This window comes from Anaerolineaceae bacterium oral taxon 439, assembly GCA_001717545.1.
Taxonomy (GTDB): Bacteria; Chloroflexota; Anaerolineae; order Anaerolineales; family Anaerolineaceae; genus Flexilinea.
In genome coordinates, this window is record CP017039.1 from 55,396 (window position 1) to 73,835 (window position 18,440).

The following is an 18,440-nucleotide window of genomic DNA, read 5'->3' on the forward strand; positions in this document are numbered from 1 at the left end:
GGCGATAAAAATGGGGCAGGAAATTACACAATCATACTTTGATCAGATAGTCGAATATTTAACGCGAATTAAAGAAGAAGAAAACGAACGGATCGGGATCGCGGCAGGCTTAATAGCGGATCAGATCGAAAAAGATAAACTGATTCATATCTGGGGGCCAGGCGGCCATTCCAACATGAACGCGATGGAAATCTTCTTTCGGGCAGGTGGATTACTGCATATTAACGCAATCCTGGACGAGGGAACAATGCTGTCCAGCGGTGCGCTCCGATCCATGGCGATCGAGCGAACCGCCGGATACGGAAAAATTGTCGTAGAAGATAACGGAATCGGATCCGGAGACCTGCTGATTATTGCGAACGCATACGGAATCAATGCTGCGTGCCTTGACGCAGCGTTCACCGCGAAATCATCAGGCGCGACAACAATTGCAGTTACCTCAATCACCCACGCAAACCAGATCCCAGAAGATCACCCGGCCCGTCATCCCTCCAAAATCAACCTTTACCAAGCCTGCGATTACTATATCGACACAAAAGTCCCGGTTGGCGACGCAGTAATTGAAATCGATGGACTTGATCAAAAGATGGGCGCGGTGTCAACGCTTTGCAACGCATTCGCGTTAAATTGTCTGATGATGACCGCGGCTTCAATTCTTAAATCCCACGGCGTAGAAGTACCAATCTGGAAAAGTGGAAACTGTCCAGGCGGAGACGAATGGAACGCACGATTCATTTCACGATTCAAAGGGAAAGTTCGACTATTGTAGTGATCGTTATTGATTATGCCCCGAAAAAACCTCCTTCGGGGCATTTTTCCTAATTCAAATTATCGTCCGCTTTCCGTGCCGACGACCTTCTCTAAAGCGCGCAGGATATTTTCATATCCAGTACAACGGCATAAATGCCCGGAAATCTGTTCCCGAAGTTCGGCGCGCGTATATTTTTTTCCGCTATTGACCAACTCAACCCCCGTCAGGATCAGGCCCGGCGTACAGAAACCGCATTGAATAGCGGCTTCATCGACAAAAGCCTGCTGAACGGGATGCAATAGTCCATTCTTTCCGCGAATACCTTCAACCGTGATAATTTCATGTCCATCAGCCCAGACAGTGAGATAAATACAGCTGTTTTTAGATACGCCGTCAATCAGAACCGTACACGCACCGCATTCGCCTACTTCACATCCTTTTTTAACGCTTTTCAGACCTAATCTTTCACGCAGCGTATCGGTAAGACTTTCCCGCTCGTCAACCGATATTTCAACAGGTTTGCCATTTACGGTCATGTGAATCGTTCTAAACATGAATTTCACCTCCCAAAGTTTCAATCGCCTGCGCGGTTGCGCGCGCGCTTAATTCGCGGATAAGCTGCAAGCGCAGTTCCTTTGAAGCCCGCCAGCTTTCGCGGGGCTGCGTCTCAAGAAGAACCGCGTCCTGCAAAGCCTGAATGACCGAGGGAGCCGGCTTTTTCCCAATCATCATCGCTTCAGCTTTCGGGCAGCGAATCGGAGTCGGAGCGGCAACGCCAAACGCAATCGCAAAATCACGAATGGTTCCGTTGCCGAATAAAGCAAGATTAACCGCACAGCCCAACGTCGAAATTTCCATCGCGTTGCGCATTCCGAACTTAAGGTAACAGCCGCCATGTTCCGCATACTTCTCGCGCGGAATCCGGATTCCTGTCAGAATCTCTTCTTCCGCTTTCAATACCGTTTTCCCAGGGCCTGTATAAAACTCACGAATCGGAAGAGTTCGCGAACCGCCGGAGCTTGCAAGCTCTAATCGGGCGTCAAGAACGAGAAGCGAGGGGGCGGAATCCGCGCTGACCGCCCCGTTGCAGATATTCCCGCCGATCGTAGCAATATTCCGAATCTGCGGACTGCCTACCTGACGGCTTACTTCCGCTAAGATCGGAACGCAACGCCGGATCAAAGGGTCAGAATGCAATAAGCTGAAACAGGTTCCCGCCCCGATCAAAAGGTCGCCGTTCTCCTCCAACCGTACGCCGCAAAGCTCAGGGATATCTAAAATACTGATCAGCGTCGCCTGACGCAGCTTCAATTCCCTCAGCCGGATCATAACGTCCGTTCCACCGCAAACAATCACCGCACCCTGATTCTCCGAAAGAAGCCGAAGCGCGTCCTGGACGCTCTCAGCGCGGAAAGTTGTCTTAATATCATACATGGCGAAAAGCTCCTTTTCAGTTCTGGATCAGGCCAGCTTCAATAAACGCATGGACAAGGCTTTGCGGATTCATCGGCAGGTTAAAAACGCCGATCCCTGTAGCGTGGAGGATTGCGTTTCGGACGGCGGGCGCCTGCGGAATAAGCGGCGGTTCGGCCAGCCCTTTATTTCCGAAGGGCCCTGACGGCTCAAACGTCTCGACGAAATAAGTCTCAATCTCAGGCATATCCATAGCCGTTGGCGTCTTATAATCAAGCAAATTATTATTCAAGGGGCGCCCTGTCTTCGGATCAAAAAGCAGCTGCTCGCCAAGCGCATACCCAAGCCCCATCGCGATACCGCCATGGAGCTGACCATGAGAAAGCGCAGGATTCAAAATCTGCCCGCTATCATGAACCGAGTAGACTTTGTTAATTTTGACCTTTCCCAAAGGAACGTCGACATCAAGATCGATATAGCTGACGCCATAGGAAAAACAGATCGACTGCGCGGTGTAGGTCGCTTCGGCGGTAAGATGCTCCGTCATTGTCACATGATCGTTGGTATGATTCATGAACGTACAAAGCTGTCCAATAGTGCAAATAATTTGCCCGGTCTCAATATTCTTAATCTTCTCGCTCTCGAGACAGAGGGACTCATAAGCCTGATCATATACCGCCGCGGCGCGCGCCAGAAGCTTTCCACGCAAGAGTTCCGCCGCTTTTCTGACAGCGCCGCCAGACACATAAGTCTGGCGGGAGGCATACGCGCCGCTGTCATACGGAGATACGTCCGTATCGCAGTATGGAATTAACGTCAGGCGATTTTCTGGAATCGTCGTAATCTCGGAAACCATCTGGCAAAAAACCGTGTCTGAACCTTGCCCGATCTCAGTTGCCCCAACTTGAATCACAGCGGTTCCATCCTCATTCATCACAATTCGGCAGGACGCGTTCTCAACTTGAATTGGCCAGACGCCGGTCTTATATGAGAAGCAGGCCATTCCGATACCCTTTTTGATATTCTTCGACGTCTTATTAAATTCGGAATATTCTTTCCGCTTACGATCCCAGCCGGAAACTTCGCGGCCCCTCTGAATACAGCCCTGCATTCCACAACTGGACACAACAAATTTATCAAACGGGTCAACAAATCCGTCGGTTTGAATATTTTTCAGCCTCAGGTCAACCGGATCCCATCCGTGCGCAAGCGCGATATCGTCCATTTCGGACTCCATCGCAAAAGCCAGCTGCGGAATACCGTAACCCCTGAGCGCCGCGGCCGAAGGCAGATTCGTGTATGCCGTCGACGACTCCCCAACCTGAACGCCCGAGGTCGGGTAATTTTGGAAATTGTTCGTTATTGCGTAAGCGGTAACCGCATGCGTATGCGCCGCATACGCCCCTCCATTTGAATTGATCCGCAAACCGCGCTTGATCATTTTTCCCGCTGCGTCGACCTCGGATTTAATCAGCATATCAAAAGCATGCCGAACGCGGGTAGAAGTAAAAGTTTCTTCTCTCGTAAGAATGATCGCGACCGGACGTCCGCCCAATTTCATTGTACATAAAGCAACGATCGGCTCGTACATGGTGTCCTGTTTATTTCCAAAACCGCCGCCGATATAAGGTCGGATGACGCGGATATCGCCGACCGGAATCCCAACAGCTTCCGCCACATTTCGCCGCAGCGTAAAAGGAACCTGGTTGCAGGAACAGATAATCAACTTCCGCCCTTCCATATAAGCGAAGCAACCGTTCGGCTCAATATGACAGGCGTTCACCATCGGGACATAATACTGAACGCCAACCAGATCCTCCCGCCCGGCAATTTCCTTCTCCGTCGAAAACTTCCCTGTATAGAAATTTACTTCTCCTTCCGGCGAAATATTGAAATCCATTCGAGACAATTCGTTCCCAGGTCTGAATTCATGAATTGTACAGGGGTGATGAATCGCCGCAGCCGGCGTCAGCAAAGGCTCAAATACCTCGTACGTTACTTTAACTTTTTCAGCCGCAAGTCTTGCGTTCAACGGCGTATCCGCGACGACAACCGCGATATCGTCTCCATAATATCTGACGCGCTGTTCAAGAATAAGCTTATCCTTCGTATCAGTGTGGTTCGGATCCAGAGAAAGCGGATGCCCCGAAGTCGCGAATAAATTTTTCGGGACGTCGAAACACGTCAAAATTAATTCAACGCCCGGCATTTTCAACGCTTCAGAAGTATCGATCGACTTTACCATCCCATTCGCGATCGTACTGCGAACCATCTTGCCGTGAAGCGCACCGACAGGGATCAGATCCTCAACATATTTTGCTTCCCCGGTCGCTTTCTGGACAGCGTCCAGGCGAACGACATTTCTTTTAATACCCAAAACAAACCTCCTTTGACAAACTACCTGAATGTTCCCGCTATATGCAAATTAAATCAATCGACGATATCGTAATACCAATCTAACGAATAAGAAATATGATCAAACTTATTAAGATAGCTCCCGTCAATAAATCGCTCCCAATCTTCAACGTAGTAATCTCCGTTTTCATATACCAGCCGAACCGTATATTCCATCCCAACGATCCGAGCCGCCTGTTTGAAAACGACCCGAGCCGCCTTCCTGTCTGGGGCAATTGTCAATTCCGGATAAAAAATATAAAGCGGGGTAATATAAGGATAGCTTCGTTCCTTCGCAAAAGCCTCGCAAAACGCCTCCTCGCTGATGGCGGAACGAATTTCAGCGGTCAGGAATCGATAAATTTTCTCAGGCTCCCGATAATCATGATTAATCGCGTCCGCATACGCATTGGCCCTCTCTTCCGCCCGATCGAGATCGGGCTCGTACGAGGTCCAGCCTGAAGCGAAGAATACAGCGAACAGAATCGTAATACCCGTTAAATATTTAAACACGATTACCGCTCCATCCGTGAGTAAGGAATCGTATATGCGCTCGGGAACTCCGCCTTTTTGGAAGCGAAGATCAGCGCCGCGATCGTCAGAGCATACGGCAGCATCAATAGCAGCTGCGATGGAATTCCTGATCCCAGCGCCTGAAGCCGAACCTGAAGCGCCGAAGCAAACCCAAACAGCAGCGCGCCGCCCATCGCCCGATAAGGATCAAAACGTCCAAAAATAACGACGGACACCGCGATATACCCGAAACCGCCAATAACGGATTCCGTAAACATATTCAAATAAGCGATGGTCATAAAAACCCCGCCGGCGCCAGCGTAAGCGCCGCCGATCACCACCGCCGCATAGCGAATCCAGGGAACGCTGATTCCCCTGGAATCGGCGGCTCTTGGATGTTCCCCCACCATCTTAATCTTCAACCCGAACATTGTCTTTTCCAGAAAAAACCAGGTCAGCGGGACCATCGCGAAAGCAAGATACACCAGAATATTATGCTGAAATAAAATCGTACCGAGATATGGAATTCCTGAAAGCCATGGAATATTGACGGCGGGGAAAGACGTAATCTTAGCGGGAAGCGCGCGAATTCCGAAAAGAAGCCGATAAATATACGCAGCCAACCCCGTCGCGAGCACGTTCATCCCGATTCCAGCAATAACCTGATTCACACGGAGAGTTACGCTGAGCCACGCCATCAGCAAAGCGTAAACGGCGCCGGTAATAATTCCCACAATAAAGCCGACCCATAAGCTGGCGCCGGACGCCACGGCGGCAAATCCGAGGATCGAAGCAATCAGCATCGTCCCTTCTACCCCGAGATTTAATATCCCGGCGCGCTGCGTATAAATCTGACCCAGCGCAGGCATCAGGATCGGCGTAGCCAGCCGAATCGTCCCCGCGAGCAGGCTGGTAAAAAAACCGATCGACAGAATTTCATTCAGCATGTCCACCCGCTTCTTTCTTACACATCAGACGCATGATATTAAAGCGCTCGCTATGCTCGCTGAAAACGCTCTTCGCAATCACAAATATAATAATCAGACCCTGAATAACGTCGACAACCGAGTACGGAATGTCCGTCATCCGTTTCATCGACGCCCCACCGCAAAGCAGCGCAGCGAAAAAGATCGCTGCGGCGATAATGCCATAAACGTTCAAAGATCCAAGCAGCGCAACAATCGTAGCAGTATTGCCTAAACCTCCGGCAATTCCATCCAATAAACGGAACTGTATGCCAAAAATTTCAATCCAGCCCGCAAGCCCGATCAAACCCCCGGAAATCGCCATTGTCAAAATAATGGTTTTCTTAACCTGGATTCCTGCGTACGTCGCGACCTTCTCCCCCTGGCCGGTAAGGTCGATCCGATATCCCAGCGCCGTTTTCCAGAAAAAAATCATCAGCACAACCACAGCCATCATAATAAACAATCCGGAATGCAGCCGAAAGGTCGGACCGATAATTTTCGCCAGGCGCATCCCATCCGGAATCACATCTGTCTGCGGCAAATCGCTGTATGGATCCTGCATCGGACCATTAATCAAATAAAGCAGCAAATAATGCGCAATGTAATTCAGCATTAACGTTGTAATAACTTCATTCGCGCTGAATTTCGTTTTCAGCCAGCCGGCAAGCGCAGCCCACCCTGCCCCAGCTATAACCGCCGCAACAAACGACAGCGGCACGCGAAGCCATAGCGGGACAGGAAGATAAAGAGCAATAGCGACGGAAACAATCGACCCGATCAGAAACTGTCCTCCCGCGCCGATATTCCATAACTGCGCACGGAACGCAACGGACACGCCTGACGCCATAATCAGGATTGGAATCAGTTTAACAACGACTTCGGTTATTTTCTGCTTAGACCCAAACGCCCCCAGGATCATCGCACGATAGGCCTCCGCCGGACTGTTTTCCGACATAACAACTAAAATCGCGCCAATTAACAAAGCTGCGATAACCATCAAGACAGTTCCACTGATTTCCAGAGCAATTTTGAACAACAGCCTACTTTTCAACTTGAAGATCCTCCGCCCTCTTCCCCATCATCAACGCGCCGATTTCCAGCAGGTCGCTTCCGCGCGGAAGAATCCCCATTAGCATCCCGCTGTAAATCACGGCGATACGATCCGAAAGCTGTAAGATTTCTTCCAAATCCGCGGAGATAACCAGACAGGCAGTTCCGCTGTTCCTGGCTTCGATAATCCGGGTCCGGACGTATTCCGCCGCGCCGACGTCCAGTCCACGAGTCGGCTGATTCGCGATCAGGACGCGAGGGTCGCTGTTTAATTCTCTTGCCAAAATGACCTTTTGCTGATTGCCACCGGAAAGCGACCGCGCGCGTTCATCGCCATCGACAGCGAAAATCTTATATTCTTTTTCCGCGCGTTCCCAATTCTCTTCGACTTGCTTTGATTGAATTATTTTATGACTGCAAATCGGAAATTTCCCGAAATTTTTTAAGACCAGGTTGTTTTTAAGACTCCAGTTTAACGCTAACCCGGTCGTATGCCGATCTTCAGGGATATGCGAAACGCGCTTTTCAATATAAGACGCCGGATCACGGTTTGTAACGTCTTCCCCGTCAAGTTCCATTCGCCCCGAAATCGCAGAGCGTAAACCGGTCAGCACCTCACAAAGTTCTTTCTGACCATTTCCATCTACGCCCGCTAAACCAACGATTTCGCCTTCCTTCAACTCAAGCGAAAAATCATTCAACGCCGGAACACCCTTGTCGTTCATCGCACAGACGCCCTCTAAACGCAGCCTGACCTCGCCCGACTGACGCATAAGCGGGGGAAATTGAAACAGAACGTCGCGCCCAACCATCATTCGCGTCAACTCGTCTTTTGTAACCATCTCGTCGATACGCTTCGACGCGATCAAACGGCCGTTTCGCAACACGGTTACTTCGTCGACAATCGATAAAATTTCTTCGAGCTTATGCGTAATAAGAATGATCGACTTGCCATCGTCGCGCATTTCACGTAAAGTATCAAAGAAAATTTCCGTTTCCTGCGGTGTTAAAACGGCGGTCGGCTCATCCAGAATCAAAATTTCCGCGCCCAGATAGATTGCGGAGAGAATCTCAACCCGTTGCTGTTCTCCGACGGAAAGCTGCCAGATTTTTGAATAAGGATCAATACCCATCCTGTATCGCGAGGATAACTCGCTTAGCTCGCGAGCCGTTTTATCCGTATCGAGCAAAAAACCCCGGCGAGACTTTTTTCCTAACATGACGTTTTCAACAACGGATAACGGACGGGCCAGCATAAAGTGCTGATGAACCATGCCAATCCCCAACGCGATCGCTTTCGTCGGAGACGAAATATCAACAGGCTGTCCGTTAATTGCAATCGTCCCTTCTTCTTGCCGGTACAGCCCGTACAGGACGTTCATCAAAGTCGTTTTCCCAGCCCCATTTTCTCCGAGAAGTCCATGAATCGAACCTTTCCATACATCGAAATCAACATGGTCATTTGCGTTAACGCCATTGAAAGACTTCGTAATCCCTCTCATTTTGACAGCAAGGGTATCCATATTTTCTTCCTCTAAGAAAGCGATATGCTTATTTGAAAGAAGAGCACGGCAAAGCTGCGCTCTTCTTCAGAATATAGAATCAGGGAACGACCGGAAGATCAATCGCGTTTTCGCCAAGCTTCGAATAAATATCCGCGATCTTTTCAACGTCCTCATCCGACAGCCAGCCCTTCACGTCATTCAATTCCGTCATCGTCAAGCCTTTATTTTCGACGTTAATCATGATCGTTTCTTTCTTGCCTTCATGAATAAACGAGCCATTGTTAATGGAGGCAAAGATCCGTTCCAACGCGTTGCCCCATTCATACTGCAGCCCGGAAAGAACGTTCTTCGGGGCGAGCGTGTATTGATCCTCAACGTTACCAAGCACATATTGATCTTTTTCTTCCGCAGCCTGAACGACGCCCAGTCCAATCCCATCGCCAGAATGCCAGATTACGTCGACGCCGGAATCATACATTCCAATCGCCGCTTCATATGCCCCAGTTGTATCGTTCCAGTCTCCGGTATATACTTCTTGAATATCAATATCAGGATTGATAAACTTCGCGCCAGCCTTAAATCCCTCATGCCCACGGGTAATCTCCGAACCTTCGCCGCCGCCAATCACGCCAACCTTACCGGATTGGGTCGCTAACGCGGCGACAACGCCCATCAGATAACCGCCCGCCTCGAGCTGAACGTCATAAATTTGGGAATTCGCGCGATATTTTACCCCACAACCAAGCAAGAATACAACCTCAGGATATTGCTCCGCGACGGTATCAACTGGTTCCGTAAATTGATACCCATGCCCAATAATAACGTCATATCCCGCGTCGGCATAATCACGCAAGGTCGGATCTATATCCGCAACGTCATAAACGCCTTCGACGACCTTCAATTCAATAGCGTCTGGATGCAGCGCCGCAAACGCCATCGCACCGCGATACATCGCCTGATTAAACGAAACGTCGTCCGCTTTTCCGGGCAAAACGAGAGCGACTTTCAATTTATCAGCCGCCGATACAGCGCCTGAGCAGAAGAAAACCATAACCAATACAAACACCACTGAAAGAACAGTCAATACCTTCTTCATTACTTATCTCCTTTTATTTTTACACAAAGCGCAAAATATGTAGAATATTCTAAGCTTTGAAAAAATGTCTGTCAACTGTCAAAAGGTACTAATTCAGCCGGATTTTTTCCCGTTCAAATTATGATATTGTTCACATAGTATAGACACATATTGTTTTTAACGACGCTATTCGTTGTTGTTAATTTTCTTATACTATCAATATTTTTAGAAATTAATGCAAATTAAGACTGCGCGCAAATTTATAATGAATCCGGCGTATCAATTAAAAAATATTCATTCGTTGAATAGAAGCGGGATATCTACTCTATCTTTTTTCACTGAGCACAGCGAGATTAAACGATTTAACCTGACAAAAATATATCCGGGAATACAGGATCAGTTTACCTTTTACAATCTTCGGCCCTTATCCTTTTACAATCTTCGGCCCTTATCCTTTTCCAATAAAGGTTGCATTTTCTTATTTCCCTTTCGATGCCCGGTGTTCTCTAAAAAATGTGCCTTACTCCACAATCTTACAAGCCATAATTAGTTATCTTCTCGTCCTTTTTCCTCTTCAGATGACCCCGTTAGACGTAATCTGCGGCTTCCTTGTGTTTATTATTCAGGAACACATCAAATCTATCGCTTCATTTTTCAAAGATTATTCTGGACACGGACTTGTCAATTCAGTTAATCGAGAGGAAAAAGCGCTAAATTTACTTTTCACCTCAGGGCTTTTCTTTCCCTGCACCCCACTAATAATAGATCGCATCATCCGAAAAAAAATGCTCTTTTAATTTATAAATTGCGCCCGACAGCTCTAACTCCTCCAACGGCGTTGCGTCAGATTCCAGTCGATAATACCGACTCGGAGGAATAATGATTGAATTGGATAATTGGTCTCTGACCGCGTCTTCAAACAAGCGGTTATAGCAAGCATAATATCCTTCGATAACGAAAATATCAGGGTCATAAACGACCGCGATATTGTAAAACACTCGGGCAAAATATGAAGCCAGCCTGGCCAACTCGTCGATACAGCATACGAACCCACGATCTGACCCTGAGACAATATCGCAAAAAAGAATTTCATTCAGCGGTTTACCAACAAAGGTTAAAAATGATTCGAGGTCGGGCTCAGATTGAATTCTATTCCGGATTGAAACGGGCGAAACCAGCGCCTCAAAGCAGCCATAGCATCCGCAATTGCAAATAATCGACGAATCCGGATCTATTAACATATGCCCAAATTCCCCGATAATCGGGCTTGACAGACTGATTAACTCTCCCTGATGGAAGAGGCAGCCTGCGATCCCCTCAAAAGTATAAAGCGTTACAACGCGCGAATATTGGAATCGATTCGCAGAATTTCGTATCGTCCCGATACCTGCGACGCGACTGATATTGTCAATGAAAATCACTTTCGCCTTTTCAAAGAGTTTATTCATTTTTTCGGCAATTGGAATGTCCTGTCCCCAATTCTTATTAAACGGATTAAATCGTAAAACCTGATTCCCTTCTACAACCCCTGGGACGATCAGCGATATTCCATAGATAACTTCTTCCGCAATATTCTGATCCGACATAAAATCACTCGATTTTTGTCGGATCAAGCGCAAAAAATCGTCAAAGCTCCCTTGGATTGGAATTGGAATTCTTTCCGTCGCCGCGATTGCGGCTTCGGCGGCTAACGAATAAAGACTGATCGTGAAATACCGGACCCGCGTCAAAATAACCATAAACTTTAATTCCGGCGTCAGGCTGAAAAGGACAGGTTTCTTCCCGCCGGAGTCTGTCGAATCGCCTTTCCCGATTGAAACGACGATTTTCGTTGCAATAAAATGGTCTATTGCTTTGGTTACAGTCTGACGGCTGATTCCCGTTACTGAAGAAATATCCGCAATTGAAAAAGCGCCTCCTTTTTTCAGCACGTTCATGATCAATTTGCGATTCGACACCTTTAATTGAAACGGTTTAGCTACAGTATTGTTTCCAACGAGCATTAGAGCTTTCTGATCCTTCTTTCTGGAAAATATAGAAGAATTTTCCAAATCACCAGAGCAATATGATTTTCATCCCTGATTTACGGCTTAATCTCACTTTCTTTTTACCGTCTTGGAAATTATAATACATCACAAGCCAGTTAAGTAACTTTGTTACGAAACGCACCGACATTATAAAGGAGTAAAAAAGATGAAAAAATTTTTTGGGTTTGTTCTTATTATCTGTGCTGTTTTTGGTTCTGTGCTATCCGCTTGCGCGAAGGATAAACCGCTGGTCGGCGTGATCTGGTATAACTTTGCCGATACTTTTATCCAGAATTCACGGCAATCGCTCCTGAACGTTACGAAAGCGGGAGACCTTTTCGATATCATTGACGCCGACTCGCAAGGAGACATCGGCACTCAGACAAACAATCTGAATAATATGTATTCGAATGGCGTCAATTATTTGGTTCTCAATAACATTAATACCGGCGCGATTTCTGAAATCAGTCAGCAAGCGAAAAACGAAGGTGTAACGCTGATTTTCGCAAACACGGATTCGCCCTCTGACGAAGATTTCGAGCAAAACGAAAATCTCTATTTGGTTTCGTCACGCGCCCCCCAGTCCGGAACGATTATGGGTGAAGCGGCCGCTAAGTATTGGAAGGAAAATCCGGACGCGGATCGAAATGGCAACGGGAAGATGGATTACCTCATGCTTCTGGGTTTAACATGGCATTATGATACGCAGGTACGGGCGGAATACTCGATAAAAGCGGTCGAAGACGCAGGCATTACGACCAACCGCATTGGCGGAGAAATTATCGCCGAATATAATCGCGGATTGGCGCAGGAAAAAGTCGCCGCTTTGCTGGCGAATTTCCGAGATGATATCGACGTTATTTTTGCCTGCAACGACGACATGGCGCTGGGAGCAATTGAAGCCTTGAAAGCAAGCGGATTCTTTCAAGACGAAAAAAGCTATCTGCCAGTCTGCGGAGTCGACGCCACGGTTGTTGGCTGCGATTCTATTGAAGAGGGGACTTTACTGGTAACGTCCCTGAATAATCCGGTTAAGCTAGGGAAGGCGATTTACAAGATCATAACTTTGTTGGAAGAAGGCAAAGAAGTAACGACTGAAAATTTAGGGCTGGAAGGCGCGTCAGTCGAAGAGCACCGCGTCTGGTTAGATTACACGCCGATTACGAAAGAAAACCTCTCTGATGCAAAGTACGATATTACAGATACAAGTTTTTAACTTATGACAGAAATTGACGGGATCGTCGGACGATCGCCCGGCGATCCCTGTTGGTATGGAGATCCTGATGAACGATGATAGGAACTTGCTGGAACTGAGAAATATCAGCAAAACCTTTCCGGGCGTAAAAGCTTTGGATCGCGTCTCATTTCAAATTAAGCCCGGAATAGTTCATGCGTTGATGGGAGAAAATGGAGCCGGGAAATCAACGCTGATGAAATGCATTTTCGGAATATACCGTCAGGACGAAGGCGAAATTTTCCTGAATGGCAATCTATTAAAGATTGAAAGTCCGCGTCAGGCGCTGGATTCCGGAATCGCCATGATTCATCAGGAGCTCCAGCCACTCAGAACGCGATCCGCGATGGAAAATATTTGGGTCGGAAGAATTCCCTTCCATCGCTTTTTGGGTGTTCACTGGGTTGACGATCAAAAAATGTTAAAGGATACGAAATCCCTTTTTGAAGAGTTAGGGATTGATATCGACCCAGGAACCATCGTCAGCAATCTCTCATCGTCGCATTGTCAGCTGCTCGAAATCGCGAGGGCGGTTTCGAGCGATGCGCGCGTCATTATCATGGATGAACCAACTTCCTCATTAACGGACGCCGAGGCGAAGCTGCTTTTCGGGATTATCCGGAAATTATCCAATAAAGGCGTTTCGATCGTCTTTATCTCACATAAAATTGACGAGGTCCTGGAGATATCGGAAGAAGTTACCATCATGCGCGACGGCCAGATCGTAGGAACCTGGCCAACCAATGAATTGAATAACGATTTAATCGTGAAACGGATGGTCGGACGGGAAATAAATCATCGCTTTCCGCCCAAAACGCATACGCCTGGCGACGTTATTCTGGAAATACAGGGATTTACCAGCGCAAAGAATCACAGCTTCGCCAAGGTTAACCTCTCGTTACGGAAAGGGGAGATCTTAGGAATCGGCGGTCTGGTTGGGTCGCAGCGGACAGAGCTTGTCGAATCTATTTTCGGATTACACCCTGTCCGCAGCGGGAAACTGTTTATCAACGGACAAGAGACAGTCATCGACTCCCCGAGAAAAGCGATTAAGGATAAAATGGCGCTGCTGACCGAAGATAGGCGGATATCCGGAATCTTCCCCAAACTCACAGTCATGGAAAATATAACGATCGCAAAGCAATCTTCCGATCCCGCGATTTATCGGAAAGGCCCGTTCCTATCCGATCCGCTGCGGATTCATGCCGCCAATCAATATATCGACGCTTTCGCTATTAAAACCGCGTCACTGAAGACGTTTATAAAATATCTTTCCGGAGGAAACCAGCAAAAAGTGCTGTTAGGAAGGTGGATGCTGACCGATCCGGAAATTTTAATCATGGACGAGCCAACGCGCGGAATCGACGCTGGCGCTAAATATGAAATTTATTCGCTGATCGAGAAAATGGCGAAAAATGGGAAAGCGATTATCATGATCAGCTCTGAAATGCCGGAGCTTTTAGGAATGTCAGATCGAATTGCGGTCATGTGCGAAGGGAGGCTTTCCGGCATCCTCGACGGTAAAACGGCAACGGATGAACAGGTCATGCGGCTTGCAAGCTCATACAAATTATCAGACGAGGATAGGGTTTCATGAAGAAAATACAATCGGTAAATATTCGCAGCTACTTTGAAAATTATGCGCTCTATATTATTATGTCGCTGATCATTGTCGTAATCGGTCTGATGTCGCCGAGATTTTTTTCCTTTCGAGTTCTACGCGATATTCTGATTCAGAGCTCAACACGGGTTATCGTTGCGATGGGTTGCATGTTTATTATCGTGTCGGGTTCAGCCGACCTGTCCGGCGGACGGACGGTTGGCTTAGCGGCCGTTGTTGCCGGGTCCTTAGCGCAAAAAGGCGATTATTATATTAAATTCTGGCCAAATCTGCCCGAGCTGCCATTGATCGTCCCAATTATTGCGGCCGTAGGAATCGGTTTAATGGTTGGCTTCTCCAACGGATTCGTAGTTGCGAAATTGCGCGTGCCGTCTTTCCTGGCGACATTAAGCCTGATGATGATTGCATATGGCGCGAACCTGCTTTACAGCAACAAACCGCCGAATAATTCCCAACCGTTAGGCGGCTTTTTGAAATCGTTTTCAACGCTTGGGACAGGGGCATTCCTGAGTATTCCGTTTATCATCTATATTGCGTCAGGCGTCATTCTTGCAGTTCACTTATTACTGACACGAACCGTTCTTGGACGCGAAATTTTTGCAGTCGGAAGTAATCCTGACGCCGCTCGCGTATCGGGGATCAACGTCTTCAAAATTCAGATGGTAACGTTCGGCTTGGCGGGAGCATGTTATGGTCTGGCCGGGTGTCTGGAAGCCGCGCGGACCGGTTCCGCGACAAGCCTGTACGGCAACGGCTATGAAATGGATGCGATCGCATCCTGTATCGTTGGCGGCTGCTCAATGACGGGCGGCGTCGGAAACGTTTTCGGCGTATTTATCGGCGTACTGATCTTTAACGTGATTAATTATGGTTTGACCTTTATCGGACTCAGCTCTTATTGGCAATGGATCGTAAAAGGAGTCATTATCATTGTTGCAGTCAGTATGGACATGAAGAAATTTTCAAAAGATCGTTAAAAAGAAAGAGCAGATAGATATGGATTATCAGGATTGTCTTAAGGTTCTTGCACATAAAATCAGAATTGAGCATCAGGACGGATTAGAAATCAAAATTAAACCGGTCCCGGAATCTGACCGGCGCGGAATTCCTGACGAGCGCGAAGCTGCATGGATGCGCAAAACTCAGCATAGTCTCGGAAATCATTACCTGGTTCCGGATCCAACCCGGTTAACCCGCGAAGATATTCAAGGTTTACGCGATGCAATGGGCTGCAAAAATCAGGATCTAAGCAAAAATATAATTACCTCACATCGAGTTATATCGACCGAATACGGAAATATTCCGTTTTGGGTCTATACGCCTCTCGGCGCAAAGCAATCCCCGCTCGTCGTTTATTTCCATGGAGGCGGTTTTTTTGGAGGAACGACACGCGTCGTTGAAAACGCATGTAAATTGCTTGCAGAACGATCTGAAGCTGTTGTTATTTCTGTGGATTACGTCTTAGCGCCTGAATATCGATTTCCAAAAGGTTTGCTCCAGTGCTGGGAAACGGTCCAATGGGCGTATGCCAACGCTGTGGCGTTAAATATCGACCCGACGAAAATCGCGGTATCCGGGGACTCCGCCGGGGGAAATCTTGCGGCGGCCTGCTGCCTTTTAGACAGAAAGAGAATGATAAAGCTGCAACTGCTGCTTTATCCCGCTGTAATTGCCGAATCCTTTACCGAATATGGATGGACGGAAGATGCGTATGAGATGAACGAAGACATTGAGATTCTCAAGTTCATGGTAGATGATATAAAGAAATCTGCCGGCCTCCTTGAAAAGATTTATCCGAAGTATCCGACTGATTGCTATAATCAGCTTTATTCGCCATATCTGGCTTCGAACTATGCGGATTTCCCTGAAACGTTTATCGCCGTTCCAGAGTACGATTTTCTTCGCCAACAAGCCGAAAAATTTTCGGTCCGCTTAGTCCAATCCGGCGTCCCGGTTCATTTTTACCGCTACAGCGGGATGGCGCATGCCTTTTTCGAGCATACAGGCGAATTTCCGCAGGCGGAGGACTGCACGAATGAAATGGCGAAGCTGATTAAGGCAATGTGATCCATTCATCCCCGCAGCCGGATCAACCCGCCGGACAGCCGCGTCGTCCGGTACCAGTTCATCAGGTCGAACCGCCGCGCAATCCCCTCGTCGCTCGCCGTCGCATACAACCCCTCGTCGCTGATTTCCGCGCTCACGATCGTAATCCAATGCCAGTTTTGCAGCGCGGTTTCTTTTCCCCGTGACAGCGCCAGGAAAGCGATCGGCTGATCCTCCGCGAGCGCGTCCCGAACAAACGCGCGCAGCTCCTCCGCCCGGTTCCGCTCGAAATAATCAATCCCATGAACAGGGAACATCAGCGGCGTCATCAGGACTCCGATCGATTTCAGATACGCCTCCATCCCTTCGCGGTACAGCCCGAGACTATTCAGTCCCATCGGCCCCGGAAGCAGGTAGCGGAACAGGGTCTGCATATGACGGACGAAATCCGCTTTCCCAAACGTCGCCTCTCGATAGAGCGCGCCGTATTTCTCCGGCCGTGTCCGCGCCAGATACGCCGTAATCAGCGCACCGCTCGTCGGTCCGCAGCCTGATATCCGCGCGCGTTCCTCCGGATACCATTCCTGATCCGGGCCAAACGTCATTTTCCCATCTTCGGAAACAATATTGATCTTGTCAAGCTGTTGAAGGCTGTAAGTTTCCGTCATCAATTCCCTCTGCTCAGGACAGCGAAAACCTGTCGTCATGCGTTAAACCAATCCGTCCGAATTTCGCGTTTTCTTTCAGATCGCCGAGCGCATATTCTACCTTACTTTTCGCCGAAACGAGGCAGATCCGATTAAAGCGTGCGCCAGAATCAAACGCCGGCTCACGACGAAAGCCGCGGATCGGCCCGGGCCGACGCTTCCTATTTGCACTTGACCTGATAAACGAGAATCTCCTCCGCGTAACGAATCGCGAGATACTTCGCGTCGTACGACCAAGCGCTTTGAAGAATACCGTCCCCTTCAATACCGAGCTGATATTGCTGCTTCGTTCGATCGTCGAGAATCCAGACCGCGTCGCGCTCGTCAATATAGAAAACCAGATTCTCCGACCTGGACCAGTTGCTGTAACTCATCTCTGGATAATAACGGACGTCAAGCGTTCGAACCAGCGGTTCAAAAACCCGCCCGGAATGCCCATGCTTCCGCGTCTCTTCCTCAAATACCAGCGCGCCGGTATCGCTATTAATCCGGTACACCTTTTCGCAATCGATTCCGCAGCTGGTCGATACGCGGACCTGATTTTCCGACGTCCAGCCGATAACCGATTTCTGACTGCTGTAATCGTCGGTCGACGCCGAATTTCCCGGGAAAAGATCGCTCGTCAGCTGCAGCCCCGAGCCGACGCTCGCGACGTAAACCGTGTACAGCTTATCCGACGGACGGAAAACGACGAACGCAACCCTCGAACCGTTCGGCGAAAAAGCGAAATCGCCGAAAACCTTGAGCCCGTTCGTAAATACCACGCTCAGGTCGTCGGGGTCCTCCGCAATCGTCAGCACCGCCGCATCGCCCGAGAACCATGCCCAATAGCGGTTTTCCGGCGTAACGTACGCGAGACGGTGCTGGCCCTCGGCCCATTGAAAAATTCCGCCGTCATCCGCGTCGTCGAACGTCGTTATCGACGGCGCGGCGTAAATAACGCAGCCCTGCTCCCCAACAACATCGTTCCCCTTGAGATCCAGCGTCGGCTGAACCGAGGTCGGCGTCACCAGCGCGGTCAGCGTTGCCGATTGCGGATCGACCGGCATCATTTCCGTCACCACGCTGCACCCAGACAAAGCAAGCAGCGCCAGCCCAACTCCAAAAACCCGAACAGCGAAGACCTTCCCGCTCAT

Annotated in this window: 16 protein-coding genes; 5 read left to right on the forward strand and 11 right to left on the reverse strand. The window is 48.7% G+C overall.

Annotated elements, in window-relative coordinates:
• Positions 1-10 precede the first annotated feature (10 nt).
• Positions 11-769, forward strand: coding sequence for a sugar isomerase (locus tag BEQ56_00250; protein AOH42053.1), 759 nt, complete (start codon positions 11-13; stop codon positions 767-769).
• Between the two features lie 59 nt (positions 770-828).
• Here BEQ56_00250 and BEQ56_00255 read toward each other — a convergent pair whose 3' ends face one another.
• The 9 genes from BEQ56_00255 to BEQ56_00295 form a co-directional block, all read right to left on the reverse strand.
• Positions 829-1,305, reverse strand: coding sequence for a xanthine dehydrogenase (locus tag BEQ56_00255; protein ID AOH42054.1), 477 nt, complete (start codon positions 1,303-1,305; stop codon positions 829-831).
• Positions 1,298-2,185: a xanthine dehydrogenase FAD-binding subunit XdhB gene (locus BEQ56_00260; protein ID AOH42055.1), complete on the reverse strand. Its 888-nt coding sequence runs from the start codon at positions 2,183-2,185 to the stop codon at positions 1,298-1,300. The genes BEQ56_00255 and BEQ56_00260 overlap by 8 nt, the downstream gene beginning before the upstream one ends.
• Positions 2,186-2,201: 16 nt before the next feature.
• Positions 2,202-4,541, reverse strand: coding sequence for a xanthine dehydrogenase molybdenum-binding subunit XdhA (locus BEQ56_00265; protein AOH42056.1), 2,340 nt, complete (start codon positions 4,539-4,541; stop codon positions 2,202-2,204).
• Positions 4,542-4,594: 53 nt separating this feature from the next.
• Positions 4,595-5,044 carry a hypothetical protein gene (locus BEQ56_00270; protein AOH44323.1) on the reverse strand — a complete coding sequence of 150 codons (450 nt, stop codon included), beginning with the start codon at positions 5,042-5,044 and terminating at the stop codon, positions 4,595-4,597.
• Between the two features lie 29 nt (positions 5,045-5,073).
• The gene (locus BEQ56_00275) at positions 5,074-6,018 is read right to left on the reverse strand and encodes a branched-chain amino acid ABC transporter permease (protein AOH42057.1); all 945 of its coding nucleotides are present in this window, start codon (positions 6,016-6,018) and stop codon (positions 5,074-5,076) included.
• A complete protein-coding gene (locus tag BEQ56_00280) occupies positions 6,008-7,036 on the reverse strand; it encodes an ABC transporter permease (GenBank protein ID AOH42058.1) in 1,029 nt (342 codons plus the stop codon). Before BEQ56_00280 ends, BEQ56_00275 begins: the two co-directional genes overlap by 11 nt.
• Before the next feature lie 43 nt (positions 7,037-7,079).
• On the reverse strand, positions 7,080-8,612 hold the full coding sequence (locus tag BEQ56_00285; protein ID AOH42059.1) for a heme ABC transporter ATP-binding protein: 1,533 nt from the start codon (positions 8,610-8,612) through the stop codon (positions 7,080-7,082).
• A 79-nt stretch (positions 8,613-8,691) separates the two neighbouring features.
• Positions 8,692-9,690 (reverse strand): BMP family ABC transporter substrate-binding protein, encoded by a 999-nt coding sequence (locus BEQ56_00290; GenBank protein AOH42060.1) that lies wholly within the window; start codon positions 9,688-9,690, stop codon positions 8,692-8,694.
• Between the two features lie 734 nt (positions 9,691-10,424).
• Complete coding sequence (locus BEQ56_00295) at positions 10,425-11,672, reverse strand: hypothetical protein (GenBank protein ID AOH42061.1); 1,248 nt, start codon at positions 11,670-11,672, stop codon at positions 10,425-10,427.
• Between the two features lie 190 nt (positions 11,673-11,862).
• Here BEQ56_00295 and BEQ56_00300 point away from each other — a divergent pair, with 190 nt between their 5' ends.
• The 4 genes from BEQ56_00300 (at position 11,863) to BEQ56_00315 (ending at position 16,618) form a co-directional block, all read left to right on the forward strand.
• Entirely contained in the window at positions 11,863-12,912 is a 1,050-nt protein-coding gene (locus tag BEQ56_00300; protein AOH42062.1) for a hypothetical protein, read from the forward strand.
• A 67-nt stretch (positions 12,913-12,979) separates the two neighbouring features.
• Complete coding sequence (locus tag BEQ56_00305) at positions 12,980-14,527, forward strand: sugar ABC transporter ATP-binding protein (GenBank protein AOH44324.1); 1,548 nt, start codon at positions 12,980-12,982, stop codon at positions 14,525-14,527.
• Positions 14,524-15,528 (forward strand): hypothetical protein, encoded by a 1,005-nt coding sequence (locus BEQ56_00310; protein AOH42063.1) that lies wholly within the window; start codon positions 14,524-14,526, stop codon positions 15,526-15,528. Before BEQ56_00305 ends, BEQ56_00310 begins: the two co-directional genes overlap by 4 nt.
• A 19-nt stretch (positions 15,529-15,547) precedes the next feature.
• Positions 15,548-16,618: a hypothetical protein gene (locus tag BEQ56_00315; protein AOH42064.1), complete on the forward strand. Its 1,071-nt coding sequence runs from the start codon at positions 15,548-15,550 to the stop codon at positions 16,616-16,618.
• A 5-nt stretch (positions 16,619-16,623) separates the two neighbouring features.
• On the opposite strand, the gene BEQ56_00320 is transcribed toward BEQ56_00315, so the two are convergent.
• The gene (locus BEQ56_00320) at positions 16,624-17,265 is read right to left on the reverse strand and encodes a hypothetical protein (GenBank protein AOH42065.1); all 642 of its coding nucleotides are present in this window, start codon (positions 17,263-17,265) and stop codon (positions 16,624-16,626) included.
• Between the two features lie 200 nt (positions 17,266-17,465).
• Positions 17,466-18,440, reverse strand: coding sequence for a hypothetical protein (locus BEQ56_00325; GenBank protein ID AOH42066.1), 975 nt, complete (start codon positions 18,438-18,440; stop codon positions 17,466-17,468).

Coding starts and splice junctions, on each gene's coding strand:
- BEQ56_00325 (AOH42066.1), bottom strand. CDS start 18,440: ATGAGCGGGAAGGTCTTCGCTGTTCGGGTTTTTGGAGTTGGGCTGGCG.
- BEQ56_00290 (AOH42060.1), bottom strand. CDS start 9,690: ATGAAGAAGGTATTGACTGTTCTTTCAGTGGTGTTTGTATTGGTTATG.
- BEQ56_00320 (AOH42065.1), bottom strand. CDS start 17,265: ATGACGGAAACTTACAGCCTTCAACAGCTTGACAAGATCAATATTGTT.
- BEQ56_00315 (AOH42064.1), top strand. CDS start 15,548: ATGGATTATCAGGATTGTCTTAAGGTTCTTGCACATAAAATCAGAATT.
- BEQ56_00260 (AOH42055.1), bottom strand. CDS start 2,185: ATGTATGATATTAAGACAACTTTCCGCGCTGAGAGCGTCCAGGACGCG.
- BEQ56_00280 (AOH42058.1), bottom strand. CDS start 7,036: ATGGTTATCGCAGCTTTGTTAATTGGCGCGATTTTAGTTGTTATGTCG.
- BEQ56_00295 (AOH42061.1), bottom strand. CDS start 11,672: ATGCTCGTTGGAAACAATACTGTAGCTAAACCGTTTCAATTAAAGGTG.
- BEQ56_00300 (AOH42062.1), top strand. CDS start 11,863: ATGAAAAAATTTTTTGGGTTTGTTCTTATTATCTGTGCTGTTTTTGGT.
- BEQ56_00255 (AOH42054.1), bottom strand. CDS start 1,305: ATGTTTAGAACGATTCACATGACCGTAAATGGCAAACCTGTTGAAATA.
- BEQ56_00275 (AOH42057.1), bottom strand. CDS start 6,018: ATGCTGAATGAAATTCTGTCGATCGGTTTTTTTACCAGCCTGCTCGCG.
- BEQ56_00250 (AOH42053.1), top strand. CDS start 11: ATGGGGCAGGAAATTACACAATCATACTTTGATCAGATAGTCGAATAT.
- BEQ56_00285 (AOH42059.1), bottom strand. CDS start 8,612: ATGGATACCCTTGCTGTCAAAATGAGAGGGATTACGAAGTCTTTCAAT.
- BEQ56_00305 (AOH44324.1), top strand. CDS start 12,980: ATGAACGATGATAGGAACTTGCTGGAACTGAGAAATATCAGCAAAACC.
- BEQ56_00310 (AOH42063.1), top strand. CDS start 14,524: ATGAAGAAAATACAATCGGTAAATATTCGCAGCTACTTTGAAAATTAT.